Below are 15,962 nucleotides of genomic sequence, written 5' to 3' on the forward strand. Positions count from 1 at the left end.
CATGCCTCATTTCACATCAGAGAAAGACTTGGCGCATCAAGTCGGTGAGTCTATGTTTTCTGCCGATGTGGCTTCGCGCGAGACCATGGGCATGGAGTTGGTTTATTGCAAACCAGGTCTAGCGCGCATGCAAATGCGCGTCACACCTATGCATCTCAATGGACATCAAATTTGCCATGGCGGCTTCATTTTTACTTTGGCCGATTCCACTTTCGCGTTTGCTTGTAACAGCCATAACAAGGTTGCGGTTGCAGCAGCTGCATCGATAGAATTTTTAAAGCCTGCTCATTTAGATGATTTGTTGGTGTGCGATGGAGTAGAGCAGGTGCTCAGTGGTCGGCATGGTGTTTACGACATGATCGTACGCAATCAGAAAGAAGAAGTCGTGGCTCTTTTCAGAGGTAAAAGTGCACAAATTCAAGGAACAGTGGTGCCTGAATGAATCAAACCCATTTTCTACTTGACCCTATTGAAAAATCGAGTGTTGACGAACTTCGCAGTTTGCAGCTCAAACGCTTGAAAGCCACGTTGCATCATGCTTATGCCTATTCTCCGGTGTACCGTGCAAAATTTGATGCTGTTGGCATTCATCCGAATGACTGTAATAGCTTGGCCGATTTAGGCAAATTTCCTTTCACTGCAAAAGCTGATTTACGCGACAGTTATCCCTTTGGGATGTTTGCTGTTCCACAATCACAGGTGGTTCGGATTCATGCTTCTAGCGGTACAACAGGTAAACCGACGGTGGTGGGTTACACCGCCAACGATGTGGCCATGTGGACTGAGTGTGTTGCGCGTAGTATTCGCGCCGCAGGTGCTAGGCCTGCAGACAAAGTGCACATCAGCTATGGCTATGGTTTGTTCACAGGTGGTTTGGGTGCACATTACGGTGCAGAACGTTTAGGCTTAACGGTGATTCCATTTGGCGGCGGACAAACCGAAAGACAGGTTCAGCTTTTGCAAGATTTTGCACCTGACATCATCATGGTCACTCCCAGTTATATGTTGGCATTGGCTGATGAATTTGAGCGCCAAGGTTTCAACCCTATTGAAAGCAGTTTACGGATAGGAATTTTTGGCGCTGAGCCTTGGACCAACGATATGCGCTTGGCTATAGAAAAGCGCATGGGCATAGATGCGGTGGATATTTATGGCCTATCTGAGGTCATAGGGCCAGGCGTTGCGAGTGAGTGCGCAGAAACCAAGGATGGGCCTACCATTTGGGAGGATCATTTTTACCCAGAAATCATTGATCCCCAAACGGGAGAGGTGTTACCTGATGGTGAATTTGGCGAACTGGTGTTTACCAGTTTGACCAAAGAAGCATTGCCGATCATCAGGTATCGCACAAGAGACTTAACACGCCTTCTACCAGGAACTGCGCGAACCATGCGCAGAATGGAAAAAATCACGGGTCGCAGTGATGACATGATGATTGTCAGGGGAGTCAATGTTTTTCCTAGTCAAATTGAAGAACTCATTTTGAGGCAATCAGCCTTAAGTGCGCATTACCAGTGCACCTTGCAAAAAGATGGGCCATTAGATACTTTGACAGTCAAAGTAGAGACCCGCACTGGTTTGTCTTGTGATTCTTCCGAAGCTAAACAGGCCGCCATCAACCTAGAACACGATGCAAAAGCCTATATAGGCACCAGTTTGAAGGTTGAGTTGTGTCTTGAAGGTGGGGTTGAGCGAAGCATGGGAAAAGCCAAAAGAGTGATAGACAAGCGGTGATAAGAACTCAGTTTTACTGCGTGTCACTGAGCCAACTTCCCACTTTGACGGGGTCTTCGATGTGAAGTCGCCACAAGTTAAGTGGATTGGTGACAGAAAGGTCAAGATTCAATCTAAGCAGTTGCCAATCCCTGGCAACCAATGCCTTGCATTCTTTATTTTTTCCTAGCAATAGATTTAATTGATCTAGGCGCTGCAAGCGCCAAGACCGTAGGTTTTTGCCGCGGCCTATCTCTATGCCAAGCCACTCATCACCAGGGGAAAAACCAGCAAGCTCAGCAACACTGTCACGCAAGACGGTGTGGATATGCACGCTATGGTCTTCTTTGACACGTATGCCAATTTGTTGTGCTAACGGGAGCGCCTCATATTGAACACCAACACCTTGTTTATTTAAAACCTCAGCCAAGGGAAGTTCTTCAATCGTGTGAACCCATGAATGCAGGGTTTTGCGCCACGATTTACCGCTGATGGCTTGAAGTGCTTGAAGTAAATCGTTTTCTGAAATGGGGCCGCCTTGGCTTTGTAGCCAAAGCTCTCGCATTACTTCATCAAGGCTATGCCCCATTTGCCGCAATGAAAGGTCTAAACAAAGTGCGATGAGCGAGCCCTTGGTGTAGTAGCTAACGGTGATGTTGGGCGTATTGCTGTCAGGCCGGTAATATTTTGTCCAAGCTTCCATGCTTGCATCAGCGACTGATTGAGCTTGCCTGCCCGGTGTTTGCAAATATTGTTGGATAGATTTGGTGAGCAATTTCAGGTACAGAGCTGGCGAAATTAACTCTGCACGGCAGACCAACAAGTTATCGTAGTAATCAGTAAAGCCCTCAAAAAACCACAACATGTCGGTGTATTGCTCACTTTGATAGTTGTAGCTCAGGTAATTGGAAGGCCTAAGCCGTTTGACATTCCATGCATGAAAGTACTCGTGGCTGAAAAGACCAAGTAGTCCGATGTAATCATCGCTTCGATGCTTCTCGGAGTGCTTAGGTAAATCTGTTCGCCGACAAAGTAAAGCAGTGCTGTTTCTATGCTCTAGCCCACCATAGCCATCAGCGACTGCATTCAATAAAAAAACATACGAGGCAAATGGCGGTGAGCCTGATTTGTGCCAAAAGTGGACGATGGTTTGGCAAATACGCTCCACATCTTGGCGCAGACGTTGAGCGTCAAAAGAAGGGGCAGCACCCGTGACCACAATCTGGTGCTTTGTCTTTTGAACAGCAAAGTCAGTTCGAGAAAAATTAGAAAGCTCAAAAGGACTGTCTGCAAGTTCGTCATAGTTTTGGGCATGGTAAGTTCCAAAACCTGCGCCATTGACACGCACAGAGTCCAGAGAAGTGGCAACTTGCCATTCGCTGGTATGTTCAGGAGGAATTAACTCTAGGCTAATGGAGTCATGTGTTTGCCCCAGCACCTGAACAAACATACTGGTGCCATTGAAAAAACCTCTGTGTGCATCTAGCCAAGCAGTACGAACCGAATGATCATGGGCATGAACAAAGTACTGCAATTGCATTGGCTTATTATTTTTCGACTCACTTACCCATGTGCATTTGTCCAATTGTTTGACTGCAATGGGTTTCCCATCTTGGGTAGCCTCAAGCCCACTGAGTTGTTTGGAGAACTCTCTCACCAAGTAACTGCCCGGGATCCAAACGGGTAGTTGAAACTTTTGCTTTGAGCGAGGATGGTGAATAAATAAAACGATGCGCCAAAGATGTGCATGTGCATTCTCAATGGTTACTTGGTAATGAATGCCGCGTTGGAGAGCGCCTTTGAAGGACATAGGTTCAGTGTTTGTTAAGGCCTTGCAGGCGAAAGTAATTTTTCTATTTGAGCCATTTCTACAGCCCCTGAAATACGTGATCCATCGGGGAAGATGGTGGTTGGTGTGCCACTGATACGTTGCTTTTGGCCAAAATCAACATTACGCTTTAACGCTGTGGCGTCGCAACCAGTTGGTGTGGGCGCTTGGTCTCGAAGCATCAAATCTTGCCATGCCTTTACCTGGTCTTTGGCGCACCAAATGGCTTTGGATTTATCTACAGAATCTTTACCTAGGATAGGATATAAAAAAAGATAAACAGTGACGTTATCAATACTTTGCAGTTCTCTTTCGAATCGCTTGCAATAACCGCAATTAGGATCTTCAAACATCGCCATCTTGCGTTCTCCTTTGCCGCGAACCATGACGATAGCGTCTTTGAACGGTAAGGATTTGAAGTCCACCGCCATGATTTTTTGAATTCTCTCTTCAGTCAGGTCCCGCTGATTTTTGGTCTCAATCAGGTGTCCTTGTATTAAAAAATTGGCAGCAGAATCGGTGTAATAAATTTCTGTGCCGTCTACCCGTAACTCAAACAAGCCAGGCATGGGTGTACGTTTGATTTCATCTATGGGGTGAATATGCGGCATACGCTCTTTAAGTGTTTTGCGAATAAACGCTTCCTCACCCTGTGCAAATGCAGTTTGTAAAAAAAGACCAGTCAATGTCAAAACGAGCAACTTATAAATTTTGGGCATGGGATACTTTATTAAATGGTGGGATGCATGGCTTGTTGAACCGTCCATTGCTTCAAATGTGACAGTTGGTCAAATTGACTCATGCCCCAGTTTCGCAAGGATTGGGCAAGTGTGTGTGGGTGTGCAAACAAACGCTGTAAGCCATCACAGGCAACCCAAGTTGGCAACAAGCCTGCCTTGCGTTCTCGCTCGTAACGACGCAGTAAAAATTTGTCCCCCACACCACGCCAATACTCTTTGCCTTCACGAAGAGACAGCACCTTGGCGAGGGCAGCAGCATCCGCTAAACCTAGATTCAAACCCATGCCTGCCAGTGGATGCACGGTATGAGCAGCATCCCCAGCTAGCACCCAGCTGTTGTTACCGTTGTCAAAAGTGCCGCTCCACTGACTAGCATATGCCGCCTGCAAAGGCCAAATACCTTTAGCGCTAATGACCTTCAAATGACCTAATGCGTATTGACTGGCCTGAGTCAATGCCAGTGAAAGCTCTTCATCTGTTGCGGCATGAAGTAAGGTGGCACGTTCGCTAGGCAATGACCAAACTACCGCAGCCTCGTCGCTGCTTGCTCCCCCCAGCGGTAACAGGCCCAAAACGGACAGCTCAGCTTTTTCTTGGCTAAACCATTGCAATGCGCGTTGCTTGTGTGGCGAGGCACAACGTACTCGGGTCGCCAAAGCATGTTGGGGATAAGGCAAAGCTTGAAATTCAATGCCAAGTTGTTTGCGTGTCAAGCTGTTTTTGCCTTCACACACGATGGTCAGTGGTGCCGATACATTGTTTTCCAATCGCTCTATGCTGTGCTGAAACCCAACAGCTTCATTCAGCAAACCTTCAAGCGCTTGCACGTCCACGATATGGGTGAGGTATTGCCCAAAGGGCGCATCAAAACTTAGCTTGCCAGACTGATCGCCCCAAATTTCCATGCTGTTGACGGGAGTTGCGAATTCGGCATTTGGCCAGCACCTTAAATCTGTCAGCAAATCTTGTGAGCTTGAATTGAGTGCAAAAGCTCTCATGTCGACAGCCTGTGTAGGGGCTCCAACCAAAGCAATACGCAGACGTTGACGTGCCAATAACAGCGCCAAGGTGCTCCCCACAATACCATTGCCTCGGATGCATACATCGTAAGTTGTCGTCATGCTGTGCATTGTAGAAGTTGCCTGCACGTAGAATTTGGCTTTGTTGCGAAACCCTACCATTCGGTATAGATTGAAAGAACCCCATGAGTTTGAAATGCGGCATCGTTGGCCTGCCCAATGTCGGTAAATCCACCCTGTTCAATGCCCTAACCAAGGCCGGAATCGCGGCTGAAAACTACCCGTTTTGCACCATAGAGCCCAATGTCGGTGTGGTGGAAGTGCCCGATCTGCGATTGGCGCAACTGTCGACCATCGTCAAGCCCGAGCGTGTCGTGCCGGCCATCGTGGAGTTTGTCGACATCGCGGGCTTGGTGGCCGGTGCCAGCACCGGCGAAGGTTTGGGCAACCAGTTTTTGGCCCACATCCGAGAGACCGATGCGATTGTGAATGTGGTGCGTTGCTTTGAAGACGACAACCTGATTCACGTGGCGGGCAAGGTTGACCCGATTTCTGACATCGAAGTAATCCAAACCGAGCTGTGCTTGGCTGACTTGAACAGCGTTGAAAAAGCCTTGCACCGGGTTCAAAAAACCGCCCGCTCTGGCGACAAAGAGGCCGCCAAGTTGGTGGCCATTTTGGAGAAATGCCAACTCGCCTTGAACGACACCAAACCGGTGCGCACCATCGATTTCAGCAAGGAAGAAAAGCCGCTGCTCAAACAGTTTTTCCTGATCACCGCCAAGCCCGCCATGTTTGTGGCCAATGTGTCAGAGGACGGCTTTGAGAACAACCCTTTGCTCGACCGACTCACCGCCTACGCCCAGTCGCAAAACGCACCCGTGGTGGCGATTTGCGCCAAGCTCGAAGCCGAGATGAGCGAGATGAGCGACGAAGACCGCGATATGTTTTTGGCCGAACTGGGCCAAACCGAGCCCGGCTTGAACCGCTTGATCCGCTCGGCCTATACCTTGCTGGGCTTGCAAACTTACTTCACCGCCGGCGTGAAAGAGGTGCGGGCCTGGACCATCCATGTGGGCGACACCGGCCCACAAGCGGCAGGTGTGATACACACCGATTTCGAGAAGGGCTACATCCGCGCCCAAACCATTGCCTTTGACGACTTCATACAGTTCAAAGGCGAGCAAGGTGCGAAAGACGCCGGCAAGATGCGCGCCGAGGGCAAAGAGTACGTGGTCAAAGACGGCGATGTGATGAACTTTTTGTTCAGTTCTTGACCCTTCTTGAGTCCCTACGAATGAATTAATGGGGCTAGAAATTGCCATCCATAAACGAGTAACAAATAACGTAAACCCTTGCCAATTGCCATGTAGATCACGCAATGCCCAAATGGCAGTCGCAAATACCCCGCCACCACACACAGTGGGTCACCAATGATGGGCAACCAAGCGCCAAGGCAAGCCACAGGCCCAACGCGCTCTAGCCAACGCAAAGCACGCATATGCGTGGTCACATGGTCTTGGTGCAAATGCTTGGCCATCCATCGTTCAGCACCGTAGCCCATCCACCAGCCGATCGCGCCACCCAGGGTATTGCCCAAGGTGGCAACCAGCAGCGAGGGCCAAAGCAACTCGGGATAAAAAGCAAGCAATGCCAACAGCACTGGCTCAGAGCCCAATGGCAGCAAGGTAGCAGCCAAGATGGCGCAGACAAACAAAACACCCAATCCCGTTTCGGGTGTTGCTGCATTTGTCAATAGGGTTTGAAAAAAATATTCCATTATTTCTCAGTGTAAACGTGAGCTTCAATCTGAGAAGCGCCGCTAGAATCGTGCCTCGTTTTTAAGCACCCAGACTCACTACTCAAACTCATGCGTATCGGCCACTACGAATTACCCCACACTGTTTTTGCAGCCCCGATGGCTGGCGTGACAGACAGGCCTTACCGCAGTTTGGTCAAGCAACTTGGTGCTGCCTATGCAGTTTCAGAGATGGTCACGTCGCGATCGGACCTTCGCGACAGTTTAAAAACCTCGCGTAGGCTGGACCACACTGGTGAAAGTGGGCCCATCGCAGTCCAAATTGCTGGCACGGATGCTGACATGATGGCTGAGGCAGCAACTTACAACTTGCAACGAGGCGCTCAAATCATCGATATCAATATGGGTTGCCCTGCGAAAAAAGTTTGCCAGAAATGGGCGGGGTCGGCTTTGATGCAAGACGAACCCTTGGCCATGTCCATCATTGAAGCTGTCGTCAAAGCTGCTTTGCCATTTGGTGCGCCCGTCACTTTAAAAATGCGAACCGGTTGGCGCAGCAATCAACGTAATGCGGTTTCATTGGCTAAGCAAGCTGAATCAGCTGGCGTACAAATGATCACGGTCCACGGCCGTTCGCGAGACCAAGGCTACAAAGGTAACGCTGAGTACGACACCATTGCTCAAGTCAAAAGAGCAGTGTCTGTTCCCGTTGTCGCCAATGGGGATATTGATTCACCTCAAAAGGCCCAACAGGTTCTACAACTCACGGGTGCAGACGCTGTGATGATAGGCCGTGCCGCTCAAGGCCGCCCTTGGCTATTTCGAGAGATTCAGCATTACTTAGCCCATGGCACGCTCTTGGCCCCCCCGTTGGTGGCAGAAGTTAAACGTTTATTGATGCACCATTTAGAGGACCATTACAGTTTGTATGGAAGCTTCACGGGCGTACGTACGGCTCGAAAGCACATTGGCTGGTATGTTCACGGCTTGCCTGGTGCGACAGAATTTCGAAAATATTTAAACGCAATAGAGGACTGTCACAAACAGTCTTTGGCAGTTGCTGAATTTTTAGATGTAATAGGGCAACAGGCTGATCGCTTAACCTATGCCACATCTATGACTGAGACGGAGACTACAGAATGAGCAAGAAGCAAATAGAAGAAGCGGTTCGTCATAGCTTAGAGGTTTATTTCAAAGATTTGCGGGGCGAAGATCCAGATCAATTACATACTATGATGATTAACGTGATGGAAAAACCTTTGCTTGATGTCGTTATGAAGCATGCCGAGGGAAATCAATCGCGCGCGGCTGTGTGGCTAGGCCTAAATCGAAACACCTTGCGCAAGAAGCTTACTGAACACAAATTATTGTGAGCACTGTCTTGCACTAAAGCAGGTATTAAAGGATTGTTATGAAAGCCCTTATTTCCGTCTCTGACAAGACTGGAATTGTTGAGTTCGCCAAAGCTTTGCATCAGTTAGGTATTGAGTTAATTTCCACAGGTGGTACCGCTCAACTGCTGAGTGCACAAGGTTTGCCCGTTCAAGAAGTGGCGGAACTGACGGGTTTCCCCGAGATGCTTGACGGCCGAGTGAAAACCTTGCATCCTATGGTTCATGGAGGGTTGTTAGCCCGCCGGGATATGCCTTCACATATGCAAGCTTTGCAAGCACACGGCATTGAAGCCATTGATCTTTTGGTCATTAATCTCTATCCCTTTGAGGCAACAGTGGCCGCCGCAGACTGCTCGCTGGAAGAGGCCATTGAAAACATCGACATAGGCGGTCCTGCCATGGTCCGCAGCGCCGCTAAAAATTGGAAACATGTGGCGGTCATCACCGACGCAAGCCAATATGCAATTGTTCTCAATGAGTTACAGCAAAAAAATGCCTTGACTGAATTGACCCGTTTTCAATTAGCGGTGAGTGCCTTCAATCGAATCAGTCAATACGACGGTGCGATCAGCGACTACCTGTCGTCCTTAGATTTATCCACCGAGCAAAGAAGCATTTTTCCTGGCCAAGCCAACGGTCGGTTCATTAAGTTACAAGATTTGCGCTACGGGGAGAACCCCCATCAACTCGCAGCGTTCTACAGAGATACACACCCCGCACCTGGTTCTTTGGTGACTGCTTGTCAGTTGCAAGGCAAAGAGTTGTCTTATAACAATATTGCTGACGCAGATGCAGCATGGGAGTGCGTCAAGAGTTTCGATTCACCGGCCTGTGTCATCGTCAAGCATGCAAACCCCTGCGGTGTCGCCTTGGCAAGCGATGCATTGTCTGCGTACCGAAAAGCCTATCAAACTGACACCACTTCAGCATTTGGCGGCATCATTGCCTTTAACTGTCCTGTGGATATAGCAACGGCCGAGGCCTTGTCTCAACAGTTTGTTGAGGTGTTGATGGCGCCCTCATTCACAGGGGAGGCGCTGCAATTGCTGCAAACCAAGGCAAATGTTCGGGTATTGCAAATCGCACTCCCACCCGGGGGCAACGATGCTTGGTCTCAAGGCCTGAATGCAATCGATGTAAAGCGCATAGGCTCAGGATTGTTGATGCAAACTGCTGACAATCATTTGCTTCGATTAGAAGACATGCAAGTCGTGACTAAACTTCATCCCAGCCCAGTCCAAATGCAAGATTTGTTGTTTGCTTGGAAGGTGGCCAAGTTTGTCAAGAGTAACGCCATTGTTTTTGCTGGAAAAGGCATGACATTAGGCGTAGGTGCTGGGCAAATGAGTCGACTGGATTCCGCTCGTATGGCCGGTATTAAAGCAGGTCATGCCAAGTTGTCCCTGAAAGACTCGGTGGTGGCAAGCGATGCTTTTTTCCCTTTCAGAGATGGCTTGGATGTGGTGGTTGATGAGGGTGCTTCTTGCGTGATTCAACCAGGCGGTTCCATGCGGGATGCTGAAGTCATTGCTGCAGCTAATGAGCGAGGCGTATCCATGGTGTTTACGGGCGTGCGTCACTTCCGTCATTGATATAGATCAATTTGTAACACCACCACCTAAAAAAACGGCTAAGAACTGCTGTAGGATGATATTTCTTATTAGGGGAATTCCATGCGGGCCATCAAGCAAGCTAAAAAATTGATAGAACAAAATGCTAATTCTGCTGTTGGACTTACGTTTTCCAAGCTTATTCTTTCGCTTGAGTCCGATATTGAATTCTCAGTTAAATATCTTTATAGCTTAGATACTGCTGAATTTGATTTGGCGATTGAAGTCCTGAGAGATTGGCGTATTGATCGTTTCTATATTGGCAAGGCCAAGGCATTTGATACGGCCACCCATGCCCATATTCTTTCTGTCGAAAAATAAGCAGTTCTAGACCCTGCCCTATCAAGGGCATTTAAATTATCGATTTACAGCGCGGCAAACACCTCGGCTGCAGCTTGTACCGTGGCGGCGATGTCGTCTGCCGTGTGAGCGCTGCTGACAAAACCAGCTTCGTACAAAGCGGGCGCAATGTAGACGCCTTTGTCGAGCAAGCCATGAAACAAGGTGTTGAATCTGGGGCTGTCGCTGGTCATGACCTTGGCATAGTTTTGCGGCAACTCTGGCAGCAAAAAGAAACCAAACATGCCGCCTTGGCAATCGGCGCTGAAGGGCACACCGGCTTTGGCCGCTGCGCCTTTGAGGCCATCGACCAAGCTTTGGGTGCGGGCTGACAGCGCGTCAAAAAAGCCAGGCTTGGAAATTTCTTTCAAGGTGGCCAAGCCGCAAGCGGTGGCCACAGGGTTGCCGCTCAAGGTGCCCGCTTGGTACACCGGCCCCAAGGGGGCGAGTTGTTCCATCACCGCGCGTTTGCCACCAAAAGCGGCCAAGGGCATGCCCCCGCCAATCACCTTGCCCAGCACAGTGAGGTCGGGCTCAAAGCTGGGGATGGATTGCGCGTAAACACTTTGCGCACTGCCCAAGGCCACGCGGCAGCCGGTCATCACCTCGTCAAACACCAACAGTGCGCCGTGCTGGCTGCACAGCTCGCGGCAGCGCTGCATGAAGGGCACGCTGGCACGCACAAAGTTCATGTTGCCGGCGATGGGCTCGATCATCAAACACGCCAGTTCTTTGCCGTGCAGGGCAAAGGCTTCTTCGAGTTGGGGGATGTTGTTGAACTCGAGCACCAAGGTGTGTTGCACCACTTCGGGTGGCACACCAGCGCTGGTGGGGTTGCCAAAAGTGGCCAAGCCTGAACCGGCTTTCACCAGCAATGCGTCGGCGTGGCCGTGGTAGCAGCCTTCAAACTTGATGATCTTGCTGCGACCTGTGGCGCCACGGGCCAAACGCAAGGCGCTCATGCCAGCCTCGGTGCCGGAGCTGACTAAGCGCACCATTTCCATCGAGGGCATGAGTTTCAACAGCGCTTCGGCGAGTTCAATTTCACGCTCGGTGGGTGCGCCGTACGAGAAGCCCTCGAGCACGGCTTTTTGCACCGCTTCGACCACCGCAGGGTGACCATGGCCCAAAATCATCGGGCCCCAAGAGCCGATGTAGTCGATGTAAAGCTTGTCGTTGGCGTCCCAAAAATACGCGCCTTGGGCGCGTTTGACAAAACGCGGTGTGCCGCCCACCGCGCGAAAGGCCCGCACAGGTGAATTGACGCCGCCAGGAATGACAAGACGGGCGCGGTCGAAAAGGGTTTGGTTCAGATCGGTCATGGTCGTGAAGTTATAAAAAAATCAGTGTCGCGTTTGGTGGGCGGGCAAAGAGAAGTCGTCAGCGGTGGCAGCAGCATCGTCTTCATCTTCAAAACCGCTGCCCTCGTCTACGCTGTGCGCCCAAAACAATCTGTCAGCAACGGCGTGTCCCATGCCTGGGCGAAAACCAGCGTCCAAGCTGCCATCCAGATAACCAAGGGCTTCTGCAGCAGAAGCTTCCAAATCGTCTCCCATGGCCAGCAAGCCAGCCAAAGCTGCGCTCAAGGTGTCGCCGGCACCAGTGAAGACCGCGTCAAAGCGCTCAATGGTTTCGCTGACGATCACATTCAAGGGCGTTGCCAAAGCGTTTTCCGTATGTTGACCCCCGCTTTGGGGCATTCCCGTGACAAACGTATAAGGTACGCCTTTGTCAGCCGCAGCTTTGGCCAAATCTCTGGCGCTGGGACTGCGGTCACTCCCCCATTCCGGAAGCAGCCAACGCCATAAGGTGCTGTGATTGCCCACCAAAACCGTTGTTTGTGGCAACACCAATTCCATGAAAGCGTCTTGGTAGGCATCAATGGGTTCATCTTGCCACCAAGACAGGCTTGGCATATAGGCAACCACGGGCACATCAGCGTAGTCAGCACAAATTTCAGCTACCGTGGAAAGAATATCAGGAGAGCCACAAAAACCAATTTTGATCACTTGAACCGCAATATCTTCTAGTATGGTGCGTGCCTGCTCATCGACAGCCTCATCGTCCATCGCGACGTAATCAAAAACCTCGGCGGTATCTCGCACATAACTTCCCGTGGAGATCGCCAATACATGAGCGCCCACAGACGACATTGCCAAAATATCTGCGGTTAAACCGCCTGCGCCGCTGGGATCGTTGGCATTGAAACACAGCACGCAAGGGTGCGCCATTTCCTCAGATTGGCCTTCATCAGGCAGGGGGTTAGGAGTGTTCATGTGCCGTCTATAGAATCTGGTTCATTCTATGCCACGGCCCTAGCGGGTTTTACCTCATTAACCAGAAAGAAATGACTGTGAACAAGACTTGGATGTGCTTGATTTGTGGATGGATTTACGACGAAGCTGCTGGTGCGCCTGATGAAGGCATTGCCCCAGGAACCCCTTGGGAGCAAGTGCCCATGAATTGGACCTGTCCAGAGTGTGGTGCCCGCAAGGAAGATTTCGAAATGGTTCAAATCTAGGCAACTGGCTCTTTCAGTCTTTCGTGCTTTTTACTACGCTGTAGCGCATTAAGGTTTTCAAGCGAGCCTTGGCGTGGTCGACGATGGGAAATGGGTAAGTCTTACCCAGCAAGACGTTTGCCGCTTCCATGACCATGGGTTTTGCTAACCAAGGTGCGTGAATGGCGTCGTTGGGAAGCGCTGCAAGTTGAGGCAAATAGCGGCGAATAAATTTCCCCTGGGGATCAAATTTTTCGCTTTGACTGACAGGGTTGAAAATTCGAAAATAGGGTTGTGCATCGCAACCACTGGAGCTGGCCCATTGCCACCCCCCGTTATTGGCAGCCAAATCAAAATCGATCAAATGCTGTGCGAAATACTGCTCGCCCCAGCGCCAATCGATACCTAAATCTTTCACCAAGAAACTGGCCACCACCATGCGTAGGCGATTGTGCATATAGCCGGTTTGGTTGATTTGCGCCATGGCCGCATCCACCAATGGGTAGCCTGTTCTTCCTTCACACCATGCGGCAAACAATTGCTTGGCTTCCTTGCCTGCTTCCCAAACAATCGCGTCATAAGCAGGTTTAAATGATTGCTCTACAACCCGTGGGTGGTGGTGTAATATTTGGTGGTAAAAATCTCGCCAAATCAACTCGCCAAGCCATGTTTGAGCACCCGAGTCCCCCTTGATGGCCAGAGGGTAAGCCAGTCTGGCCAAGCGCCTAGCTGACACAGTGCCAAAACGTAAATGCACACTCAGGTAACTGGGCCCTTTCACGCTGGGGAAGTCCCGAGTTTGTTGATAGTGGCCGATACGCTTAACAAAATCTTTGAGTAAAAGCTGTGCACCGTTTGCCCCAGGTTGTATATGCAGTGCAGGTAAATCGACCGACTCAAATCCAATATCCTCTAGGCTTGGGATGGGACGGCACAATGCAGCAGGTAGGGGTGCGAGTTGACCGTTTGAAGGCTTGATTTGTTTTTCAGCTATATCGGCAACAGCGACTTTCTTGAGCCAATTGTTTTTATAAGGTGTGAAAACACCATAGGGCTGACCGTTTTGCGTCAAGATTTCACTTCGCTCAAAGATCACATGGTCTTTGAAGCTGACAAAGGCGACGCCATGGTTGGCAAGTAAACCTTTTGCCACCGAATCACGCTTTAATGCATAAGGCTCATCATCATGGTGGGTGAATACGGCTTGAACACCAAGTTCTTTGACCAGTTGCTGCAATAACGCTATCGGCTCACCATGGCGCACCAAAAGTCCAGCCTGCTGGTGGCCTGCAAGTGTGCGCAGTTGCTGGTCCATATCGAGCAAGCTTGCGTGGATAAATGCCACCCGTCGGTCCTGTCGTGGAAGGTTTTTAAGAATGGTGCTGTCAAAAATAAACACGCAAAAAACTTGTCTACTCCTAAGCAGGGCATGGTGCAGTGCTGTGTGATCATCCGTTCTTAAATCTCGTCTAAACCACACCAGAGAGCGGTCAAAAAAGTCCCCAGGACTAGGCTTCATATTCACCCTTTAAAATAGTGGAATGACCATAGATTCTGCGCCGATCAATCTTACGCATCATTTTTTGATCGCCATGCCTGGTTTGATGGACGAATCTTTCAATCGCAGCGTCGTTTACATGTGCGAGCACAGTGACCGAGGTGCTCTGGGTTTGATTATCAACAAACCCAGTACCTTGCGTATGCAAGACCTGTTCGAAAAGGTTGAGCTCAATTTGGGTCGAACTGATTTGATTGAAATTCCTGTCTTCCAAGGTGGACCTGTGCATACAGAACGCGGATTTGTTTTGCATGAACCCTTGTCAAACACCTTGACTGCTGCCCAGGCCAGTGAGGCCGCCTATGCCTCGACCTTGTCTATCCCAGGTGGTTTAGAGATGACCACTTCCAAGGATGTGCTCGAGGCCTTGTCTACCGGTGCTGGTCCCAAACGAGTGCTTATCACCCTTGGCTATTCGGCATGGGCGCAAGGACAGCTTGAGTCGGAACTGGGTGAGAACAGCTGGCTCACAGTGCAAGCGGATCCACAGGTGATTTTTGATACCCCCATCGATCAGCGTTATGACCGTGCATTGGCGCTTTTAGGGCTGCAAGCTTGGATGCTTTCCCCTCAGGCGGGTCACGCGTGAGTCTGGCGGTGTCTCAAACCGCTGCACCCGAGTTGCACTCTTTTTTAGCTTTTGATTTTGGACAACAACGTACCGGCGTTGCCTATGCGTCTCGCTTACTGGGTCAAGCCAAGCCGCAAGGCACGGTACATGGTGCGGGCCAAGCACGCTGGACGTCTGTCACCAAGCATATCGAAGAGTGGAAACCAGACGCCTTGGTTGTGGGTGTGCCTTTCCACCCTGATGGCACAGCGCACGAAAACACCCTGCTGGCGCAAAAATTTGCAAGGCAACTGCGTGGGCGTTACAAGCTACCAGTATTTGAGGTAGATGAGCGCTATTCAACCACCGAGGCACGTAGCCAAGGTGCGGTAGATGTGGATGCGGCTTCAGCCTGTGTCATTTTGAATCAATTTCTGCGAAGCCTGAACACATGAGTACTGAATATTCATCACTTGATGCACAAGCGCTATACCAGCAGTTGTTGACGAGCTTGCAATCAACGCTCGCCCCTGATGCACATTTGGTAGGTATCACCACTGGGGGTGCTTGGCTGGCTGAACGTTTGCAACGTGATTTGGCTCGACAAGTTCCCTTTGGCATCGTGTCTTCCTCTTTGCACAGAGATGACTTTTCTCAGCGTGGGATGGCAGAAAGCATTGCCACCAAATTGCCTTTTCAAGTAGAAGGCGCCATTGTTTGGTTGATTGACGATGTACTTTTCACAGGCCGTACCATACGCGCTGTGGTTAATGAGTTGTTTGACTATGGTCGCCCCAAATCGGTTCATCTGGCGGTGTTGGTGGATCGCTCAGGACGTGAGTTGCCCATTCAGGCTGATGTTGCAGTGACCCATGTCACTTTGCCTGCAGAGCAGACCTTGCGCTTGACACAAGACAGTCAGGGCAAATTTGCGTTTTCATTGGAAGGCTAG

At 50.2% G+C, this 15,962-nt stretch carries 18 protein-coding genes; 11 read left to right on the forward strand and 7 right to left on the reverse strand.

Features of this window, described 5'->3' with window-relative positions:
• The first annotated feature begins 1 nt into the window (after position 1).
• Entirely contained in the window at positions 2–442 is a 441-nt protein-coding gene (gene paaI / locus AC9UEO_RS04150) for a hydroxyphenylacetyl-CoA thioesterase PaaI (protein ID WP_509530271.1), read from the forward strand.
• A complete protein-coding gene (paaK, locus tag AC9UEO_RS04155; RefSeq protein ID WP_509530273.1) occupies positions 439–1,734 on the forward strand; it encodes a phenylacetate--CoA ligase PaaK in 1,296 nt (431 codons plus the stop codon). The genes paaI and paaK overlap by 4 nt, the downstream gene beginning before the upstream one ends.
• A 13-nt stretch (positions 1,735–1,747) precedes the next feature.
• Here paaK and AC9UEO_RS04160 read toward each other — a convergent pair whose 3' ends face one another.
• Genes AC9UEO_RS04160 through AC9UEO_RS04170 form a run of 3 tightly spaced genes read right to left on the reverse strand, consistent with a single transcriptional unit; the run spans position 1,748 to position 5,402 of the window.
• Positions 1,748–3,523: a M61 family metallopeptidase gene (locus AC9UEO_RS04160; protein WP_509530275.1), complete on the reverse strand. Its 1,776-nt coding sequence runs from the start codon at positions 3,521–3,523 to the stop codon at positions 1,748–1,750.
• A 14-nt stretch (positions 3,524–3,537) separates the two neighbouring features.
• Positions 3,538–4,260, reverse strand: a complete 723-nt coding sequence (locus AC9UEO_RS04165) for a DsbC family protein (protein ID WP_509530277.1) — start codon at positions 4,258–4,260, stop codon at positions 3,538–3,540.
• A gap of 11 nt (positions 4,261–4,271) precedes the next feature.
• A complete protein-coding gene (locus AC9UEO_RS04170; protein WP_509530279.1) occupies positions 4,272–5,402 on the reverse strand; it encodes an FAD-dependent monooxygenase in 1,131 nt (376 codons plus the stop codon).
• Between the two features lie 83 nt (positions 5,403–5,485).
• On the opposite strand from AC9UEO_RS04170, the gene ychF reads away from it, so the two are divergent.
• The gene (gene ychF, locus AC9UEO_RS04175) at positions 5,486–6,577 is read left to right on the forward strand and encodes a redox-regulated ATPase YchF (protein WP_509530281.1); all 1,092 of its coding nucleotides are present in this window, start codon (positions 5,486–5,488) and stop codon (positions 6,575–6,577) included.
• Positions 6,578–6,591: 14 nt separating this feature from the next.
• Here ychF and AC9UEO_RS04180 read toward each other — a convergent pair whose 3' ends face one another.
• Entirely contained in the window at positions 6,592–7,080 is a 489-nt protein-coding gene (locus AC9UEO_RS04180) for a YqaA family protein (RefSeq protein WP_509530284.1), read from the reverse strand.
• A 90-nt stretch (positions 7,081–7,170) separates the two neighbouring features.
• Between AC9UEO_RS04180 and dusB the strand changes: the two genes are divergently transcribed.
• The 4 genes from dusB (at position 7,171) to AC9UEO_RS04200 (ending at position 10,384) form a co-directional block, all read left to right on the forward strand.
• Positions 7,171–8,202 carry a tRNA dihydrouridine synthase DusB gene (dusB, locus tag AC9UEO_RS04185; RefSeq protein WP_509530286.1) on the forward strand — a complete coding sequence of 344 codons (1,032 nt, stop codon included), beginning with the start codon at positions 7,171–7,173 and terminating at the stop codon, positions 8,200–8,202.
• The gene (locus tag AC9UEO_RS04190; protein ID WP_509530288.1) at positions 8,199–8,432 is read left to right on the forward strand and encodes a helix-turn-helix domain-containing protein; all 234 of its coding nucleotides are present in this window, start codon (positions 8,199–8,201) and stop codon (positions 8,430–8,432) included. Before dusB ends, AC9UEO_RS04190 begins: the two co-directional genes overlap by 4 nt.
• Before the next feature lie 32 nt (positions 8,433–8,464).
• Positions 8,465–10,045 carry a bifunctional phosphoribosylaminoimidazolecarboxamide formyltransferase/IMP cyclohydrolase gene (gene purH / locus AC9UEO_RS04195; RefSeq protein WP_509530642.1) on the forward strand — a complete coding sequence of 527 codons (1,581 nt, stop codon included), beginning with the start codon at positions 8,465–8,467 and terminating at the stop codon, positions 10,043–10,045.
• A gap of 81 nt (positions 10,046–10,126) precedes the next feature.
• Positions 10,127–10,384, forward strand: a complete 258-nt coding sequence (locus AC9UEO_RS04200; protein WP_509530290.1) for a hypothetical protein — start codon at positions 10,127–10,129, stop codon at positions 10,382–10,384.
• Between the two features lie 44 nt (positions 10,385–10,428).
• On the opposite strand, the gene hemL is transcribed toward AC9UEO_RS04200, so the two are convergent.
• The gene (gene hemL, locus AC9UEO_RS04205) at positions 10,429–11,724 is read right to left on the reverse strand and encodes a glutamate-1-semialdehyde 2,1-aminomutase (protein WP_509530293.1); all 1,296 of its coding nucleotides are present in this window, start codon (positions 11,722–11,724) and stop codon (positions 10,429–10,431) included.
• 21 nt (positions 11,725–11,745) lie between these two features.
• Positions 11,746–12,678: a bifunctional hydroxymethylpyrimidine kinase/phosphomethylpyrimidine kinase gene (gene thiD, locus AC9UEO_RS04210; RefSeq protein WP_509530295.1), complete on the reverse strand. Its 933-nt coding sequence runs from the start codon at positions 12,676–12,678 to the stop codon at positions 11,746–11,748.
• Positions 12,679–12,749: 71 nt separating this feature from the next.
• Here thiD and AC9UEO_RS04215 point away from each other — a divergent pair, with 71 nt between their 5' ends.
• On the forward strand, positions 12,750–12,923 hold the full coding sequence (locus AC9UEO_RS04215) for a rubredoxin (protein ID WP_509530297.1): 174 nt from the start codon (positions 12,750–12,752) through the stop codon (positions 12,921–12,923).
• A gap of 13 nt (positions 12,924–12,936) precedes the next feature.
• On the opposite strand, the gene AC9UEO_RS04220 is transcribed toward AC9UEO_RS04215, so the two are convergent.
• On the reverse strand, positions 12,937–14,421 hold the full coding sequence (locus AC9UEO_RS04220) for a cryptochrome/photolyase family protein (protein WP_509530300.1): 1,485 nt from the start codon (positions 14,419–14,421) through the stop codon (positions 12,937–12,939).
• 22 nt (positions 14,422–14,443) lie between these two features.
• Here AC9UEO_RS04220 and AC9UEO_RS04225 point away from each other — a divergent pair, with 22 nt between their 5' ends.
• The 3 genes from AC9UEO_RS04225 to pyrR are packed head-to-tail and all read left to right on the forward strand — an operon-like array spanning position 14,444 to position 15,962.
• The gene (locus AC9UEO_RS04225) at positions 14,444–15,049 is read left to right on the forward strand and encodes a YqgE/AlgH family protein (protein ID WP_509530302.1); all 606 of its coding nucleotides are present in this window, start codon (positions 14,444–14,446) and stop codon (positions 15,047–15,049) included.
• Positions 15,046–15,465, forward strand: coding sequence for a Holliday junction resolvase RuvX (gene ruvX, locus AC9UEO_RS04230; RefSeq protein WP_509530304.1), 420 nt, complete (start codon positions 15,046–15,048; stop codon positions 15,463–15,465). Before AC9UEO_RS04225 ends, ruvX begins: the two co-directional genes overlap by 4 nt.
• Positions 15,462–15,962, forward strand: coding sequence for a bifunctional pyr operon transcriptional regulator/uracil phosphoribosyltransferase PyrR (gene pyrR / locus AC9UEO_RS04235; RefSeq protein ID WP_509530307.1), 501 nt, complete (start codon positions 15,462–15,464; stop codon positions 15,960–15,962). The genes ruvX and pyrR overlap by 4 nt, the downstream gene beginning before the upstream one ends.

The organism is Limnohabitans sp., from assembly GCF_040401495.1.
Lineage (GTDB): Bacteria > Pseudomonadota > Gammaproteobacteria > Burkholderiales > Burkholderiaceae_C > Limnohabitans.

What these genes read in the sequence shown, in the direction of transcription:
- AC9UEO_RS04225 (WP_509530302.1), top strand. Translation starts at nt 14,444, where the DNA reads ATGACCATAGATTCTGCGCCGATCAATCTTACGCATCATTTTTTGATC.
- AC9UEO_RS04180 (WP_509530284.1), bottom strand. Translation starts at nt 7,080, where the DNA reads ATGGAATATTTTTTTCAAACCCTATTGACAAATGCAGCAACACCCGAA.
- paaI (WP_509530271.1), top strand. Translation starts at nt 2, where the DNA reads ATGCCTCATTTCACATCAGAGAAAGACTTGGCGCATCAAGTCGGTGAG.
- paaK (WP_509530273.1), top strand. Translation starts at nt 439, where the DNA reads ATGAATCAAACCCATTTTCTACTTGACCCTATTGAAAAATCGAGTGTT.
- dusB (WP_509530286.1), top strand. Translation starts at nt 7,171, where the DNA reads ATGCGTATCGGCCACTACGAATTACCCCACACTGTTTTTGCAGCCCCG.
- AC9UEO_RS04190 (WP_509530288.1), top strand. Translation starts at nt 8,199, where the DNA reads ATGAGCAAGAAGCAAATAGAAGAAGCGGTTCGTCATAGCTTAGAGGTT.
- AC9UEO_RS04220 (WP_509530300.1), bottom strand. Translation starts at nt 14,421, where the DNA reads ATGAAGCCTAGTCCTGGGGACTTTTTTGACCGCTCTCTGGTGTGGTTT.
- AC9UEO_RS04200 (WP_509530290.1), top strand. Translation starts at nt 10,127, where the DNA reads ATGCGGGCCATCAAGCAAGCTAAAAAATTGATAGAACAAAATGCTAAT.
- AC9UEO_RS04215 (WP_509530297.1), top strand. Translation starts at nt 12,750, where the DNA reads ATGACTGTGAACAAGACTTGGATGTGCTTGATTTGTGGATGGATTTAC.
- AC9UEO_RS04165 (WP_509530277.1), bottom strand. Translation starts at nt 4,260, where the DNA reads ATGCCCAAAATTTATAAGTTGCTCGTTTTGACATTGACTGGTCTTTTT.
- AC9UEO_RS04160 (WP_509530275.1), bottom strand. Translation starts at nt 3,523, where the DNA reads ATGTCCTTCAAAGGCGCTCTCCAACGCGGCATTCATTACCAAGTAACC.
- AC9UEO_RS04170 (WP_509530279.1), bottom strand. Translation starts at nt 5,402, where the DNA reads ATGACGACAACTTACGATGTATGCATCCGAGGCAATGGTATTGTGGGG.
- hemL (WP_509530293.1), bottom strand. Translation starts at nt 11,724, where the DNA reads ATGACCGATCTGAACCAAACCCTTTTCGACCGCGCCCGTCTTGTCATT.
- thiD (WP_509530295.1), bottom strand. Translation starts at nt 12,678, where the DNA reads ATGAACACTCCTAACCCCCTGCCTGATGAAGGCCAATCTGAGGAAATG.
- ychF (WP_509530281.1), top strand. Translation starts at nt 5,486, where the DNA reads ATGAGTTTGAAATGCGGCATCGTTGGCCTGCCCAATGTCGGTAAATCC.
- pyrR (WP_509530307.1), top strand. Translation starts at nt 15,462, where the DNA reads ATGAGTACTGAATATTCATCACTTGATGCACAAGCGCTATACCAGCAG.